Origin of the sequence: Corallococcus sp. AS-1-12, assembly GCF_020036995.1 — a bacterium.
Classification (GTDB): Bacteria; Myxococcota; Myxococcia; order Myxococcales; family Myxococcaceae; genus Corallococcus.
On sequence record NZ_JAIQDD010000002.1, the window covers coordinates 540,497 to 555,642 of the forward strand.

General features: G+C 71.0%; 13 protein-coding genes and 1 pseudogene. 11 read left to right on the top strand and 3 right to left on the bottom strand.

All coding sequences use genetic code 11. The annotated features are described in order from the left end of the window. Positions 1–117 precede the first annotated feature (117 nt). Positions 118–1,170: a lipopolysaccharide assembly protein LapB gene (locus K8556_RS39400; RefSeq protein ID WP_223738769.1), complete on the bottom strand. Its 1,053-nt coding sequence runs from the start codon at positions 1,168–1,170 to the stop codon at positions 118–120. Positions 1,171–1,300: 130 nt separating this feature from the next. Between K8556_RS39400 and xth the strand changes: the two genes are divergently transcribed. From xth to K8556_RS04620, 4 genes and pseudogenes are all read left to right on the top strand, one after another. Beyond that, a complete protein-coding gene (xth, locus tag K8556_RS04605) occupies positions 1,301–2,071 on the top strand; it encodes an exodeoxyribonuclease III (protein WP_223738770.1) in 771 nt (256 codons plus the stop codon). Between the two features lie 14 nt (positions 2,072–2,085). Continuing rightward, positions 2,086–3,257 (top strand): annotated as a pseudogene (locus K8556_RS04610) (threonine synthase). Positions 3,258–3,268: 11 nt separating this feature from the next. Then, positions 3,269–3,913 carry a TIGR02269 family lipoprotein gene (locus tag K8556_RS04615; RefSeq protein ID WP_223738771.1) on the top strand — a complete coding sequence of 215 codons (645 nt, stop codon included), beginning with the start codon at positions 3,269–3,271 and terminating at the stop codon, positions 3,911–3,913. 30 nt (positions 3,914–3,943) lie between these two features. Further along, complete coding sequence (locus K8556_RS04620; protein ID WP_223738825.1) at positions 3,944–4,639, top strand: double-CXXCG motif protein; 696 nt, start codon at positions 3,944–3,946, stop codon at positions 4,637–4,639. Position 4,640: 1 nt separating this feature from the next. On the opposite strand, the gene K8556_RS04625 is transcribed toward K8556_RS04620, so the two are convergent. Beyond that, positions 4,641–7,031 (bottom strand): glycoside hydrolase family 31 protein, encoded by a 2,391-nt coding sequence (locus K8556_RS04625; protein ID WP_223738772.1) that lies wholly within the window; start codon positions 7,029–7,031, stop codon positions 4,641–4,643. 74 nt (positions 7,032–7,105) lie between these two features. Between K8556_RS04625 and K8556_RS04630 the strand changes: the two genes are divergently transcribed. The 7 genes from K8556_RS04630 to K8556_RS04660 all read left to right on the top strand — a co-directional run bounded on the left by K8556_RS04630 (position 7,106) and on the right by K8556_RS04660 (position 14,516). Further along, positions 7,106–7,297: a hypothetical protein gene (locus K8556_RS04630; RefSeq protein WP_223738773.1), complete on the top strand. Its 192-nt coding sequence runs from the start codon at positions 7,106–7,108 to the stop codon at positions 7,295–7,297. Positions 7,298–7,389: 92 nt separating this feature from the next. Then, positions 7,390–7,893 (top strand): hypothetical protein, encoded by a 504-nt coding sequence (locus K8556_RS04635; RefSeq protein WP_223738774.1) that lies wholly within the window; start codon positions 7,390–7,392, stop codon positions 7,891–7,893. Between the two features lie 134 nt (positions 7,894–8,027). After that, positions 8,028–9,671 carry a GMC oxidoreductase gene (locus tag K8556_RS04640; RefSeq protein ID WP_223738775.1) on the top strand — a complete coding sequence of 548 codons (1,644 nt, stop codon included), beginning with the start codon at positions 8,028–8,030 and terminating at the stop codon, positions 9,669–9,671. Between the two features lie 351 nt (positions 9,672–10,022). After that, a complete protein-coding gene (locus tag K8556_RS04645) occupies positions 10,023–11,441 on the top strand; it encodes a sensor histidine kinase (RefSeq protein ID WP_223738776.1) in 1,419 nt (472 codons plus the stop codon). Positions 11,442–11,540: 99 nt separating this feature from the next. After that, positions 11,541–12,212 carry a DUF2378 family protein gene (locus tag K8556_RS04650; RefSeq protein WP_223738777.1) on the top strand — a complete coding sequence of 224 codons (672 nt, stop codon included), beginning with the start codon at positions 11,541–11,543 and terminating at the stop codon, positions 12,210–12,212. 130 nt (positions 12,213–12,342) lie between these two features. Next, on the top strand, positions 12,343–13,785 hold the full coding sequence (gene dgt / locus K8556_RS04655; RefSeq protein ID WP_223738778.1) for a dGTP triphosphohydrolase: 1,443 nt from the start codon (positions 12,343–12,345) through the stop codon (positions 13,783–13,785). A gap of 56 nt (positions 13,786–13,841) precedes the next feature. Then, positions 13,842–14,516: an SOS response-associated peptidase gene (locus K8556_RS04660; protein ID WP_223738779.1), complete on the top strand. Its 675-nt coding sequence runs from the start codon at positions 13,842–13,844 to the stop codon at positions 14,514–14,516. 7 nt (positions 14,517–14,523) lie between these two features. Here K8556_RS04660 and K8556_RS04665 read toward each other — a convergent pair whose 3' ends face one another. Further along, positions 14,524–14,922 (bottom strand): response regulator, encoded by a 399-nt coding sequence (locus K8556_RS04665; RefSeq protein WP_223738780.1) that lies wholly within the window; start codon positions 14,920–14,922, stop codon positions 14,524–14,526. Positions 14,923–15,146: the final 224 nt, after the last annotated feature.

Below are 15,146 nucleotides of genomic sequence, written 5' to 3' on the forward strand. Positions count from 1 at the left end.
GGAGTCATGACGCTCGTGAAGGCTGGATGAAGGACTGGAGGTTAGACCGGGGGGCGGGCGGGGTGAACCCGTCCGGGCCATCCCCCCGGAAACGGGGCTGTTTCCTGGCTGCCCGCCCTACGGCGCGGCGGGCGGGAGCGGCTCCGGCGTGACAGGACCCGCCGGGTCGGCCCGGGCCACGCGGCCCACCCGCTCCGCGTTGACGCGAGCCTGCACGTAGCGAGGCGACAGCCGGGTGGCGGCGGCGTAGGCGGACCGGGCCTCCTCCAGCCGGCCCAGGCGCTCGCAGGCGACGCCCAGGTTGTTCTGCACGTAGGCCACGTTCGGCAGGAGGCTGGCGGCCTGGGTGAGGACCTCCACGGCGCGCGCGTTGTCGTTGGCGCGCAGGTAGGCGAAGCCCAGGTTGTTGAGCGCGTGGCCGTGCTCGGGGTCCAGGTGCACCGCCTGCTGGAAGCGCAGGATGGCGGAGGTGAGCTCATGGGCGCCCAGGTGCGCGCGGCCGAGCACCTGGTACACCTCCGGGTCCTCCGGGTCACGCAGGAGCGCCTCCTCGCCCACGCGGACGGCGTCCGGGAAGCGGCCCTCCGACACCAGCAGCCGCGCCTGCTGCACCAGCGCCCCCGCGTCATGGGGCTCCGCCTGGCCCAGCCGGGCGTACGCGTCGATGGCGAGCGGCGTGTCCCCGGCCAGCCGGGCCGTGCGCGCGAGCTGCGCCAGGGCGTCCGTGGCGCCCGGGTCGTCGTGCAGCGCGCGGCGCAGCTCCGTGACGGCGCCGGACAGGTCCCCCAGCTCGCGCAGGCCCTGGGCGCGGGCCACGTGGTCCACCCGGCGGGCGTGCGTGTGCGGCAGCGCCAGGGCGTCACCGGGGACGGGAGCCTCCGCCGGGGCGGCCTCCTCCACGGGGCGCGGGGCGGCCATCAGCGGGGGCTCGTCGCCGGTGGCCTCCAGGGGCAGGGTGGGCGCGGCGGCGACAGGGGCCTGTCCCGCGCGGGCCTCCAGGGCGTGGGAGAGCCAGGGCTTGAGCAGGCGGGGCAGGGGGACGTCCTCCCAGGCGGCGAGCCCCAGGGCGGCGAGCGCGGCGGGGATGAGGGCCTTGCGAAGCGCGGGCGGCACGGTGAAGCGCCGGAAGGAGGCGGGGCGACGGGACCGGGTGCGCGTCTTCGGGTTCATGGCCTCCCCTACTGCGACCGGTGTGCCAACGGGTTTTCCCTCTGGGGGACGGCGGGTGTGTCCCTGGGGCCACAGGCGCGAGGGGAAAAGCGTGGCAGGGGCGTGGGCCGCGTGCGACGGTCCGCGCCGCATGCGAATCGCGACCTGGAACGTGAACTCGGTGAGGGCCCGGCAGCAGCGGTTGGTCAACTGGCTGAAGAGCGCCCAGCCAGACGTGCTGTGCCTGCAGGAGCTCAAGTGCACCGACGCGGACTTCCCCTTCGACGCGGTGAAGGAGGCGGGCTACTTCGCCGCGGTGCACGGGCAGAAGACGTACAACGGCGTGGCCATCCTGGCGAAGACGGAGCCCACGGACGTCATCCGGGGCCTGTCGGACGGGGTGGATGACACGCACGCGCGCTTCATCTCCGCGACGGTGAACGGCCTCCGGGTGGTGAGCGCGTACGCGCCCAACGGGCAGCAGGTGGACTCGCCGGCGTACGTGTACAAGCTGGAGTGGTACCGGCGGCTGCGGAACTACCTGGACACGCGCCACAAGCCGGACGACCTGGTGGTGATGGGCGGGGACTGGAACATCGCGCCGGACCCCATCGACGTGTACGACGTGGCGCAGTGGGAAGGGCAGACGCTCTTCACGTTGCGCGAGCGCGACGCGCTCCAGCAGGTGTGTGCCTTTGGTTTGACGGACGCGTTCCGCAGGCTGCACCCGGACGTGCAGAAGTTCTCCTGGTGGGACTACCGGATGCTGATGTTCCCCAAGAACAAGGGCGTGCGGATCGACCACCTGTTCCTCACGGCGCCGCTGGTGCCAAGGCTCACGGCGTGTGACGTGGACCGCGAGGAGCGCAAGGGACAGCAGCCATCGGACCACGCGCCGGTGTGGCTGGAGTTGAAGGACTGAGTAGAGTCGGAGGCATGTCCGTCCTCCGACTTGAATGCACGAAGTGCGACCAGACGTATGCGCCGGGCAAGGTGTGGAACCTGTGCACGGCGTGTCAGGCGCCGCTGTTCGCGCGCTACGACCTGGAGCGCGCGGCGAAGACGTTGCGCAAGGAAGCGCTGCCCGAACGTGAGCGCTCCATGTGGCGCTACCACGAGGTGCTGCCGGTGGAGGCGCCGGCACAGCGCCTGACGTTGGGAGAGGGCTTCACGCCGCTGCTGCCCGCGCCCCGGCTGGGGTCATGGCTGGGCTTGCAGCGGGTGTGGGTGAAGGACGAGAGCGGCAACCCGACGGGCTCCTTCAAGGCGCGAGGCCTGTCCGCCGCGGTGTGCATGGCGAAGGTGCTGGGCGCGAAGGCGGTGTGCCTGCCCTCCGCAGGGAACGCGGGCAGCGCGCTGGCGGCGTACGCGGCGCGAGGCGGGATGGAGGCGCACGTCTTCGTGCCGAAGGACATCGCGTCGCTGTTCCTGATGGAGACGCGGGCGTACGGCGCGCACGTGGAGACGGTGGACGGGCTCATCTCCGACGCGGGCCGGGTGTGCGCGGGGCTGGCGAAGGAGCATGGCTGGTACGAGTGCGCCACGCTGAAGGAGCCCTACCGGGTCGAGGGCAAGAAGACGATGGGCTACGAGCTGGCGGAGCAGCTCGGGTGGACGCTGCCGGACGTCATCCTGTACCCGACGGGTGGGGCACGGGGCTCATCGGGATGTGGAAGGCCTTCGAGGAGATGGAGGCGATGGGGCTGATTGATTCGAAGCGGCCCCGGATGGTGGCGGTGCAGGCGGAGGGCTGCGCGCCCATCGTGAAGGCGCACGCGGAAGGCAAGCCGGACGCGCCCATGTGGCAGGGCGCGACGACGCACGCGCACGGCCTGCGGGTGCCCAAGGCGCTGGGTGACTTCCTCATCCTTCGCGCGGTGAAGGACAGCCACGGCACGGCGGTGTCGGTGACGGAGGCGGAGATCGTCCAGGGCACGAAGGACGCCGCCGCGGCGGAAGGCCTGTTCATGGCGCCGGAGGGCGGCGCGTGCGTGGCGGCGCTCAAGAAGCTCCAGGCCGCCGGGGACGTGAAGCCGGAGGAGACGGTGGTCGTGTTCAACACGGGTACGGGCTTCAAGTACGTGGAGAACATGGCGCCACTGTGGTGAGCGCCCGATGGATGAAGGTCTTCGCGCTCGTCGTTTCCCTGCTGCTGGTGGGCTGCGCATCCGCGCCCCTGCCGGCGCTGGAGGACTGGAGCGCGGCGGAGCACGGCGCCTGCGAGGGGCACGACCGGTGCGTGGCGCTGGTCTGTGCCGACGACCTCTGCGGCCTCTATCGCTGCGAGGACACCGGTGTGTTGCTGGCACGGGGAGGCATCCGGCCTCCCGTGTCGTCAGCAGCACCCGGTTCAGGTCCCCGGCGCAACTGGGGCAGCGCTCAGTCGCTTCCGGGTGACCGTGAAGCCATCTTCGTCATCCGCTGGTACAACCATCCCGCGCCTTCTCCGCCTCCCGATGGCAGGAAGCCCTCTGGCTCGGGATGGGTGAAGCATCACCTCTACCCCCAAGAGGAACGTCTCGCCGAGTTCTTCTGGCAGCAGGGAAGAATCAACGTGCATGACTTCACGATGGTCATTCCTCGTGCGGAGCACGTACGAATCCATGGTCCGGGAGGACGGGGCGGGCCCTGGAATCAGGCGTGGCGCGACTTCGCTCGAAAGAACACGAATGCGACTCCGAAGGAGATCCAGGATCAACTGGCTCGGATGATTGTTGACTTCAACATCATGGGTCCCATCGTTTCCTACTACCAGCTTCGATAATTGCCTGGAGGAACCGTGAGGTTCTTTGAAGTGAATGCGGCGGAAGGGCCGCGCTTCACCGGATTCATCAATGGAACGCACCGATGGGGATTGCCGGGAGGATTGTGCCCTGTGTGCGGATCCAGCCCTGGTGGACTGGGAGAGGCCTATCCCTCCGTGGATCTCTCTGGCTGGGCCCATCGTGAGGAACTCGCGGAAGCAAGGCAGGTTCCGCTGGAGGAGTACGAGCGGCTGCGTGAGTTGGTCCGGCTCCAGGTTCCCTTCGAGGCGCCATTGCTGCCAGGGGCCGAGTTCGGGCCCCTCATCGGCAAGGCCTCCGGCAAGTGGAGTGCGCTCGATCTGTATGACCCGTGGACCCTTGTGATGCGGAGCGAGACCGTGGACCGCCTTCGTGATGCGGGCATCGCTCTTCGCGTCAGCAAGATGGACCTGCGATTCAGGGGTAAGACTGAAGTGGATTTGCGGGAGGTCGAGATCCATTGCCGGGGCCGCGTGCACGACAACTGTTTCCCAGGCGGGCGGGAACGCGCCTGCGAACGGTGTGGGCGTCAGGGCGGCAGTTATCCAGACGCGCCCATCCTCGACGGGCAAACCCTGACCGGCGATCTGGATCTGTTTCGCCTCCGTGACTACACGACCATCATCATCGCCACGGAGCGCTTCGTGGACGCCGTGAACCGCCTTGAATTCGAAGGCGTCGTGTTCAAGGAGATCCCCGTCCTCTGACCTACGGCGCCACGTTCAGCCGCGTCCAATCCGCGGCGACCTGGAGCTCCAGCACACCGTTCTCGAAACGGTGTGCCAGGGCACCCGTCACGTGCCGCACGGACGTCAACCCATACACCCGGATCGTCTCCTCCACCCGCGCCCGAGCGAGTGTCCCCAGCTCGCTCCGCTCCAGTCGCAGCGCCCCCGCGGTCACTCCGCCGCGCAGCTCCGTGAGCCGTGACTCGCCGTAGCCGTCTCCCGCGTCCTCGTAGAGCCGGCCATATATCTCCGGCGCCGCGTGCACGTGCCACTCCAGGTGCTTCCAGTTCGCGTCCGTGGTGTGCATCGCGGGCCGTGTCAGCGCCACCGCGCCTCCCGCGCGCAGCCACACCGGCACCGTGTCCAGCGGCCCGTCCGCGATGACGTGCCGGCCTCCCTCGCGCACCTCTCCCGTCCGCTCCAACCCCGGCCACTCCAACCACGCACCCGCGGGCAGGTACGCCAGCCGCTTCGTCTGGCCGGGCCGCACCACCGGCGCCACCAGCAGGTCCCTTCCGAACAGGAACTGATCAAACGCGCCCGCCGCCTCCGCGTCGCCGGGCGCCTCCATCAACAGCGGCCGCAGCGGCGCGAGCCCCGTCTCCGACGCCTCGTGCATCAGCGTGTACAGCGTGGGCAGGAGCCGGTACCTCCGCTCCAGCGCCGCCCGTGCCAGCGTCAGGTACGGCTCTCCGAAGCGCCACGGCTCCTGCGGCGACGTTCCCTTGCCCGCGTGGTTGCGCATCAGCGGGTAGAAGGTGCCCGTCTGCATCCAGCGCACCAGCAGCTCGCCGTTCGCCCGGCCGATGAAGCCCGGGATGTCCACCCCCGTGTGCGCCACCGCCGCCAGGCCCAGGCCCATCAACATGGGCAGGGACGTCTCCAACTGCGTCCAGTGGCTGGAGTTGTCCCCCGTCCACACCGCCGAGTAACGCTGGATGCCCGCGAACCCCGCACGCGTCAGCAGGAAGGGCCGGGCCTCCGGCCGCAGCTCGCGCAGGCCCTCGAACGCGCCCTTCGCCATGCCCAGCGCGTAGACGTTGTGCACCTCCAGGTGCCGCTTCTCCCCGTGGCGCGCGTCGTACGGCAGCGTCTTGCCCTCCACCGTGCCGATGCCTTCCGCGCGCTCGCTCGTCAGCGTGAGGATGCCCACGTCCGGCTGCACCCCGAAGCACGACGGCTCGTTCATGTCGTTCCAGAACCCCGCCATGCCCAGCGCCACGAAGTCGCGATGCAGGCCGCCCCACCAGCGCTGCACCTCCGGCCGCGTCAGGTCCGGGAACACCGCGGGCTTGGGCCACACCTCGCCCACCAGCACGTCGCCCCGGTCGTAGCGCACCAGGTGGTCGCGCGCCTTCGCTTCCTCGTACACGCTCCAGCCCGGCTCCAGCTTCAAGGCCGGGTCGATGATGGGCACCAGCCGCACGCCCTGCGCCGCCGCCTCGCGCACCAGGCCGGCCGGGTCCGGGTAGCGCGCCCGGTCCCAGGTCCAGACCTTGTACCCATCCATGTAATCGATATCGAGGTACACGCAGTCCAGCGGCAGGTCCCGCTGCCGGTAGCCCTGGATGACGCCCCGGATGTCCTGCGCGTTCTCGTAGCCCCAGCGGCTCTGCTGCGCGCCCAGGCTCCACAGCGGGGGCAGGGGAGGCCGCCCCGTCAGCGCCGCGTACCCGCGCACCACGTCCGCGGGCAGGGGCCCCGCGAAGAGGTAGCAGTCCAGCTCCGGCCCCCACGACTCCCACGCCACCCGCGACGCGTCCGCGAGCGCCACGTCCACCTCCGAGCGCCAGGACTCGTCCAGGAAGAACCCCCACGCCACGCCGTCGCGCAGGCCCACGAAGAACGGGATGGACTGGTAGAGCGGATCCGTGTCCGGGTGGTGCGGCACCACGTCCGTGTTCCAGAACGTGAAGTGCATGCCGCGCTTGTCCAGCGGCCCCACCTTCTCTCCGAACCCCAGGTAGCGCTCGCCCTCCGGCGCCCGCAGCTTCAGCCGCGCGCGGTGCCGGCTCATCGGATACGCGGCCTGCACCTCGCCGGACACCTCCACGCAGCGCGCCAGCTCCCGCCCCCGCGCGTCCCGGAAGCGCCACGTCCCCGACTCCACATCCACCTCCAGGGACACGCCCTCCGCCGTCACCCGCGCGAGCTCGCCGTCGCGCTCGACCTTCACGGGGTGGCTCCCTTCGGCGATGACGGACCAGGACCGCTTGCCGGGCAGCTCGGGATGGAGGAAGCCTGTCTCCGACGACACCGGCGCGTGCCTCAGCCGCAGCACCCCGGGCAGCGGACACGACACCTCCAGGACGGCGTGCCGGCCGGACAGGCGCAGCCGGTGGGATTCGACGTGGGCGTCAGCGACGTGCATGGCCCGCAATCTAGGGAGCGCGCGCGGCCCGCACCCGCCTTTCCTTCCCGGCCCGTGCGATGCTGTCCACTGTCATGACGCCGCCCCCTGATCCGCTGCCGTTCCCGGGCAGCCTCTGCCACCGCTGCGCCGCGCCGCCCCGCTACGTCCAGACGCGGACCTCCACGTTCATCATGTGCCCGCTCCTGCCCCAGAAGTACGCGCCCCAGCCCGTGCGCGCGTGCTCGCTGTTCCGTCCGCGCGAGCCCGGCGCCACCCCGGCGTAGCGCCCCGGTCTCCAGCGCCGAGCAGGCAGCGGAGCGGCGCGGGCCATTCCCCGCCAGCCATCCGTACCTTTGTCCCCAGCAAAGGAGCCTTCATGGCCAGCCGTCGCAAGACCCACGCCGCTCCCCGGCGCAAGCACGCCGCCGCCACGCCCGCGAAGCGCGCCGCGCGAAAGCCCCACGCGTCCGCCAGCGCGAGCAGCCGCTATACGAACCCCGCCCTGCGCGAGCGCCTCAAGAAGCGCATCATGAAGAGCGACAAGGGAGGCCGCGCCGGCCAGTGGAGCGCGCGCAAGGCCCAGCTCCTCGCCGCGGAGTACAAGAAGGCCGGCGGCGGCTACCGGGGCTCCCGCGGCACCGCGCAGCGCCACCTGTCCTCCTGGACGAAGGAGAAGTGGCAGACCCAGGACGGCCGCACCCGCGCCCGCCACGGCCGCACCACCGCGCGCTATCTTCCGAAGGAGGCCTGGGCCCACCTGAGCCCGGCGCAGAAGAAGGCCACGGAGCGGCGCAAGCGCGCGGGCTCCCGGGCGGGACGCCAGTTCGTCGCCAACACGCCCGCCGCACGCCGGGCGAGGAAGCAGGCCTCGAAGCGCTAGCCCGCGCCGCCCGGTCCTCCCTTCATTCCGGGGGCGTGCGACAGGTCCCACCAGGACGGCTCGCGCTCGTGGCATAGAGTGCGGACCTCCTGGGTGTGGGGAACGCTCACGCTCCGGGAGACGGGGAGGACGTCATGGACTGCGACTGGCTCATCATCGGCTCGGGATTCGGCGGCAGCGTCAGCGCGTTGCGGCTCGTCGAGAAGGGCTACCGCGTGGTGATGCTGGAGAAGGGCCGGCGCCTCCAGGGCCAGGACTTCCCCAAGTCCAACTGGAACCTGAAGCGCTGGCTGTGGATGCCCCAGCTCGGGTGGCGGGGCCTCTTCAAGATGACCTTCTTCCGCCACGTCACCGTGCTGTCCGGCGTCGGCGTGGGCGGCGGCTCGCTCGTCTACGCCAACACGCTGCCCATCCCACGGGACGACTTCTTCGACGCCGCCTCCTGGGGCCACCTGGCGCCGTGGAAGGAGGAGCTCGCGCCGCACTACGCGACCGCGCGCCGGATGCTGGGCGCCACCGTCAACCCGCTCAACACCTTCCCCGACCAGGTGCTCAAGGACGTGGGCCAGGACCTGGGCCGCACCGACTTCCAGCCCACCACCGTGGCCGTCTACTTCGGCGAGCCCGGCGTCACCGTGAAGGACCCCTACTTCGGCGGCGAGGGCCCGGACCGCACCGGCTGCAACGCGTGCGGTGGCTGCATGCTGGGCTGCCGCAACAACGCCAAGAACACGCTGGACAAGAACTACCTCTACTTCGCGGAGAAGAAGGGCCTCGCCCTCCACGCGGACACCGAGGTGACGTGGGTGCGCCCCCTGCCGGAGGGCGGTGGCTACGAGGTGACGGCGAAGCAGGGCACCGGCCTCTTCAAGAAGACGCGCCGCTTCACCGCGAAGCACGTCATCTTCGCGGGCGGCGTGCTGGGCACCCTGGACCTGCTGCTCAAGCTCAAGGACGCGCCCAACGGCCTGCCGAACCTCTCCGAGCGCGTGGGCGACGGCGTGCGCACCAACTCCGAGGCGCTCATCGGCATCGTCAGCGGCAGGAAGCAGAAGGACCGCGACCTGTCCCGGGGCATCGCCATCGGGTCCATCCTCCACACCGACGAGCACTCGCACCTGGAGCCCGTGCGCTACCCGGAGGGCTCCGGCTTCTTCCGCCTGCTCATGGCCCCCCACGTCCCCGGCGCCACCGCGTGGACGCGCGTGGCCCGGCTGGTGGGGCTGCTCGCGCGCCGCCCCCTGCGCTTCCTCCAGGCCTGGTTCGTCCCGGACTTCGCGCGCCGCACGATGATCCTCCTGTACATGCGCACCATGGAGGGCCACCTGCGCATGCGCCGCGGCCGGGCGCTCACCACCGGCTTCCGCTCCGGCCTCACCACCGGCCTGCAGGAGGGCCCCGCGCCCACCGCGAACATGCCGGAGGCCTTCGACCTGGCGAAGCGCGTGGCCGACAAGCTGGACGGCTTCCCCATGACCATGGTCAGCGAAACGCTCATGGGCATCCCGACCACCGCGCACATCCTGGGCGGCGCGTGCATGGGGGACTCCCCAAAGACAGGCGCCATCGATGCGCGCCACCGCTTGTATGGCTATGAGGGGCTGTACGTGGTGGATGGCGCGGCCATCTCCGCCAACCCGGGCGTCAATCCCTCGCTCACCATCACCGCGCTCGCCGAGCGCGCCATGACCTTCATCCCCGCCGCCCGGGAGCTGCCCCGGGGCGACGAGGACGCCACGCTCGAAGCCCCCCCGCGCGCCCACGCCGCCATCTCATGACACGCCCCCAGGGGCCGTGTACGCGGATGCCCCCTGCGCCCCCCTGGGACTCCTGGGCGGGCGCCAGTGATCAGACGTGAGCGCGGGACTCGTACCGCGGTCCTGATTCCCGCGTGTTCGGTGGACGCGGGGATGGCCTGCTTGTCATTGTTGGCTGCGAATGAAAGGGATGCCGCCACCCGGGCGGCGTCCCACACCGTCGGCGTGGGTGGGAGCCGGCAGTGTTGAAGCACGGGCACTCCAGGTGCCCCCAGGCAGCATGGCTGGGCTGAAGAGTTCCGTGTAGTTCCTATTTTGCAGGATTAGTCGCTTTCGCCACCAGTCCGGTCGGGTGAAGAGATGACTCCGTTCATGTCTGCCTTTTCCATTCATGCTCCGGTGCATGTCTCCGCTGGCCTGGAAGGCCGGGCGGCGGCGCTGCTGGCGTTGCAGTTGCGCGAGTCGCGCAAGCGGGTGGATGGCCTGTTCACCTGGTTGATGTTGGGGCAGTGGGCGGCGGCGGTGCTGGTGGCGGTGTTCGTGTCTCCCTATGGGTGGGAGGGCAAGGTGCGCGCGGTGCACCTGCACGTGCAGACGGCGGTGCTGCTGGGCGCGGCGCTGAGCGTGTTCCCGGTGATGCTCACGCGGCTGCACGCGGGACACACGGCGACGCGCCACGTGGTGGCGGTGAGCCAGATGCTCTGGTCCGCGCTGCTCATCCACCTGACGGGGGGCCGCATCGAGACGCACTTCCACATCTTCGGCTCGCTGGCGGTGCTGTCTTTCTACCGCGACCCGAAGGTGCTCTTCACCGCCAGCCTGGCCATCGTCGCGGACCACTGCCTGCGCGGCGCGCTGTGGCCGGAGTCCGTCTACGGCCAGCTTCATCCGGAGTGGTGGCGCTTCCTGGAGCACGCCTTCTGGGTGGCCGCCATCGACGTGGTGCTGGTGGTGGCCTGCCGGGACGCGCTGCGCGAAGTGGGGGAGCGGGCCGCCCGCCAGGCCCTGGCGGAGGCCACCATCGAGGAGGAGCTGGCGCTGCGCGCGGGCCAGTTGGACGCCGCCGTGCGCGAGGTGCACGCCGTCCGCGGCCACGCGGAGCAGATGGAGCGGCTGGCGTCGCTGGGGCAGCTCACCGCCAGCGTCAGCCACGAGCTGCGCAACCCGCTGGCGGCCGCGCGCACCGCGCATGCGTTCGTCCTGCGCCGGCTGCGCAAGGCGGAGACCCTGCCCGCGGATCCGCGCATCGCGCGCTTCCTGGACATCATCGACCGGGAGCTGCAGGCGTGCTCGGTCATCATCTCCGACCTGCTGGACTACGCGAAGGGCCGGCCTCCGCGCCGCACGCCCTGTCCGCTCAAGCCGCTGGTGGAGGAGGCCATCAGCGTGGTGCCGTGCCGCGAGGGCGTGCGCGTGGACAACCAGGTGCCGGACGGGCTGCCGGTGCCGCACCTGGACCGCGAGCAGTTCCGCCAGGTGCTGGTCAACCTCATCCAGAACGCGGTGGAGGCCATCCCGGCGGAGCGCTCCGGGACGGTCTGCGTGCACGCCGACGCGCTGGGGGACGGCGGCTGGCGCCTGCGCGTGACGGACGACGGGCCGGGCATCCCCGCGTCGCTCCTGGAGCGCATCTTCGAGCCCATGTTCACCACCAAGCTGCGCGGCACCGGGCTGGGGCTCGCCATCGTGAAGCGGCTGGTGCAGGGACATGGCGCGCGCATCCAGGCGGAGAGCGACTTCGGCCACGGCTCGCGCTTCACCGTCCTCTTCCCTGAGGCGTCTCTTCTCTGAAGCATGCGCACCTGCTGCCGCGGCGCATCCCGGAAGAGAGCAGCGTCACGTTGGCGATTCGCACGTGGGGCGTGGGCCCACGCGATAACGGAGGCAGGCATGCAGGTACAGGCGAAGCCGTACCCGGAGGCGGGGGCGGTGGAGGCGGACTGGGCGGTGCGGCGCATGGCGGCGACGGAGCTGGACACCGCCCGGGGGATGTTCTTCCTGGGGGTGCTGGAGACGGTGCGCACCGGCGCGGGCGAGGAGGCGGTCGCCGCCTGCAGGGCCGTCACCGACGAGCGCCGCTTCGTGGGCTTCTTCAACTACCCGGTGGCCAGCTTCCTCAAGCTGGCGCAGGTGGCGGCGCGGCAGTTGTCGCCCCGGTGGGGCGGGGCCGACGAGGCGCTGCGGCAGATGGGGATGCAGGCCACGCGCAGCTTCCTGGAGTCCGCGGTGGGGCGCACCTTCCTGCTGCTCGCCGCGGGGGACGCGCGCAAGCTCGTGACGAACCTGCCGTCCGGCTACCAGATGGCGGTGAGCTACGGGGAGCGCACCGTCGACTGGAGGGGAGAGGGGGACGCGCTGTTCGTCATGCGGCGCGACTTCATGCCACCGGCCTATCACGAGGGCGTGCTGCGCGAGGTGCTCACCATGGTGGGGGCGCGCAACCCCCGGGTCCAGGGGCGCAAGCTGGGCCTGCTGGACACCGAGTACCACATCTCCTGGGAGGCCCCCGTCGCGCTGCCCACGGAGGCGCCCAAGGTGTCCCGCTGGCGGATGTTCCAGTAGGGGGCGCGGGGACCGGGAGTTGGGGCCCGGTCCCCCTGGGCGTCGCGCCCGCGGAGGGCGCGGGAACTTGCGCCCCCCGTGCGGGGGAGCACGATGGCGGGCTCTCCTCGTACCGGGAGGTCTTCTCCGCGTGAGCCGCAATGACAGTCAGGAACGGACGGAGCGCTGGCGCCAGCTCCTGTCGGACGCCCGCGTCGGGTCGGGGCCGCGCTCCGCGCAGGCGGAGGACGCCGCGCTCCGGCAGCTCGACGAGCGCAATGACTACTCGCGGGACTACGACCGCATCGTCTTCTCCAGCGAGTTCCGCTGCCTGCACGACAAGACGCAGGTGTTCCCCCTGTCGACGAGCGACTACACGCGCACGCGCCTCACGCACAGCATCGAGGCGTCCTGCGTGGGCCGCTCCCTGGGCCACCAGGCCGGGCTGGGGTTGAAGGCGCAGGGCGTGGAGCTGGACCCGTCGCACCTGGGCACCATCGTGGCGGCGGCGTGCCTGGCGCATGACATCGGCAACCCGCCGTTCGGACACTCGGGGGAGGCGGCCATCCAGCACTGGGTGGGGCAGCGGCTCTCGCCGCCGGGGGAGGGGAGGAAGAGCCCGTTCGCGACGGAGGCCGAGTGGCGCGACCTGCGCGACTTCGAGGGCAACGCGCAGGGCTTCCGCATCCTCAACCGGCTCCAGTCGCGCGAGCGCCGGGGCGGGCTGCGCTACACCGCCGCGACGCTGGGGGCCATGAGCAAGTACCCGCGCCCGTCGGTGCTGCCCGGCTCGCGGCAGAAGACGAAGGGCGTCGTGTCGGAGAAGAAGTTCGGTTACTTCCAGGACGACGTCGACCTGGCGCTGGAGGCGTACCGCGCCACGGGCCTGCGCGAGCGCGAGCCCGGCGTGTTCAGCCGCCACCCGCTGGCCTTCCTCGTCGAGGCGGCGGACGACATCTGCTACGCGGTCATCGACCTGGAGGACTCCGCGAAGCTGGGGCTGGTGCCCATGGAGCGCGCGTGCCAGTTGCTGGAGTCGGTGCTGCCGGAGCCCACGGCCCGCAAGCCGCCCCGGCACCTGGAGACGCGCATGGCGCAGGCGCGGGCGCGGGCCATCGGGAAGCTCATCCCGAAGTGCGTGGAGGCCTTCGTGGAGCACGCGCACGAGCTGGAGGCGGGGCGGACGGAGACGTCGCTCACCGCGCTCAAGCCCGACGTGCGCGCGCGGCTGGAGGAGATCACCGACTTCACCCGCGAGCACGGCTACTGGAGCGAGCGCGTGCTCCAGATTGAGAGCGCCGGCTTCAAGACGCTGGGCGGCCTGCTGGACATGTTCGCCCTGTCGGTGGTGGCGGAGACCCCCAACGCGGAGGAGAAGAAGCTGCGGCAGCTCCTGCCCCTGGAGTGCTTCCAGCGCCCGGAGTTCGCGGCGGCGGATGAGGCGGCGCAGCGGCCGTTGCGGCGGGACGAGGCCATCCAGCGGCTGACGCCGTACCAGCGGCTCCTGTGCGTGACGGACTACATCACCGGCCTGTCGGACAGCCGCGCGGTGGAGCTGTACCAGCGCCTGTCCGGCATCCAGCTCCCCACGTAGGCCCTCGGGCGCGGGGAGCGTGCGGCGCCGGCCGCCGGGCGCTACGCTTCACCCCCATGTGTGGCCGAGTCACCGTCCGGACCTCCCCCGCGCAGCTCGTCGCCGAGCTGGAGCTCGCGGGCGCGCGCGCGACGCTGGAGCGCGAGCGCTTCAACCTCTGTCCCACGCAGCTTTTGCCCGTGGTGCCCAACGACGGCGCGCGGCTGCTGGACGTGTTCCGCTGGGGGCTCATCCCGTCCTGGGCGAAGGACGCGTCCATCGGCAACAAGCTCATCAACGCGCGCGGTGAGACGGTGGCGGAGAAGCCCAGCTTCCGCTCGGCGTTGAAGCGCAGGCGGTGCCTGGTGGTGGTGGACGGCTGGTACGAGTGGAAGCAGTCCACGAAGCCCAAGACGCCGTACTTCTTCCACCACCGCGAGGGCAGGCCGCTGGCCCTGGCGGGGCTCTGGGAGGAGTGGACGGCGCCGGACACGGGCGAGGTGCTGCGCACCTGCACCATCATCACCACCGGCCCCAACGCGCTGATGGCGCCCATCCACGACCGGATGCCCGTCATCCTGTCGCCGGAAGGCCAGGCGGTGTGGCTGCGCCCGGAGCCCCAGGAGGCGTCCGTCCTGCTGCCGCTGCTCGTCCCCGCGCCGGAGGCGCCGCTGGACGTCCACGAGGTGTCGCGCGGGGTGAACTCCCCCGCCAACGACGGCCCGGAGTGCGTGGCCCGCGTCGCGGCCTGAGCCGGCGCTATCCCGCGGAGGGGCCCTCCTTCTTCGCCGGAGACGGGTAGTAGGGCGCCACGGCCTCCTTGAAGAGCTCCATGTGCAGGGGCTTCTGGAGCGTCCCGACGACGCCGGCCATCCGCTCCGTCTGGAAGCTGGCCGTGAGCACGAACACGGGGAGCCCGCACAGCGTCGCGTCGTCGTGCAGCCGCCGCAGGAAGCCGTAGCCGTCCATCACCGGCATCATCAAATCCAGCAGCACGATGCAGGGCTTGCGGCAGGAGGCCAGCGCCAGCAGCCCCTCCTCGCCGTTGGCCGCCGTCAGTACGGAATAGCCTTCGAGTTCGAGGTACCGGGCCGTGACTTCCAGCTCCGGCTCGTCATCGATGAGGAGGATCAAGGGCGGGGTCGTCGCGTCAGGCACAGCGCTCTCTTCCTTGGGGTCAAAGGAAAGCTAGGTCGCCCGAACGCCGCACCGCCCAGGACCCATCATAGATTCCGGGACGGCGGTTTCCACCACGGCCATGAGGGCAGGGGGCCGCCTGCCCGTCCGCCCTGAAACAGTGGCGCGGCGGTCCCTGGACAGTTCCTGGGTGCTCCGGAAAAAGCCCCCTAGGATTCGCGCCATGACGTCCTCCGACAGGGGCA

What these genes read in the sequence shown, in the direction of transcription:
- K8556_RS39400 (WP_223738769.1), bottom strand. Translation starts at nt 1,170, where the DNA reads ATGAACCCGAAGACGCGCACCCGGTCCCGTCGCCCCGCCTCCTTCCGG.
- xth (WP_223738770.1), top strand. Translation starts at nt 1,301, where the DNA reads ATGCGAATCGCGACCTGGAACGTGAACTCGGTGAGGGCCCGGCAGCAG.
- K8556_RS04615 (WP_223738771.1), top strand. Translation starts at nt 3,269, where the DNA reads ATGAAGGTCTTCGCGCTCGTCGTTTCCCTGCTGCTGGTGGGCTGCGCA.
- K8556_RS04625 (WP_223738772.1), bottom strand. Translation starts at nt 7,031, where the DNA reads ATGCACGTCGCTGACGCCCACGTCGAATCCCACCGGCTGCGCCTGTCC.
- K8556_RS04630 (WP_223738773.1), top strand. Translation starts at nt 7,106, where the DNA reads ATGACGCCGCCCCCTGATCCGCTGCCGTTCCCGGGCAGCCTCTGCCAC.
- K8556_RS04635 (WP_223738774.1), top strand. Translation starts at nt 7,390, where the DNA reads ATGGCCAGCCGTCGCAAGACCCACGCCGCTCCCCGGCGCAAGCACGCC.
- K8556_RS04640 (WP_223738775.1), top strand. Translation starts at nt 8,028, where the DNA reads ATGGACTGCGACTGGCTCATCATCGGCTCGGGATTCGGCGGCAGCGTC.
- K8556_RS04645 (WP_223738776.1), top strand. Translation starts at nt 10,023, where the DNA reads ATGTCTGCCTTTTCCATTCATGCTCCGGTGCATGTCTCCGCTGGCCTG.
- K8556_RS04650 (WP_223738777.1), top strand. Translation starts at nt 11,541, where the DNA reads ATGCAGGTACAGGCGAAGCCGTACCCGGAGGCGGGGGCGGTGGAGGCG.
- K8556_RS04660 (WP_223738779.1), top strand. Translation starts at nt 13,842, where the DNA reads ATGTGTGGCCGAGTCACCGTCCGGACCTCCCCCGCGCAGCTCGTCGCC.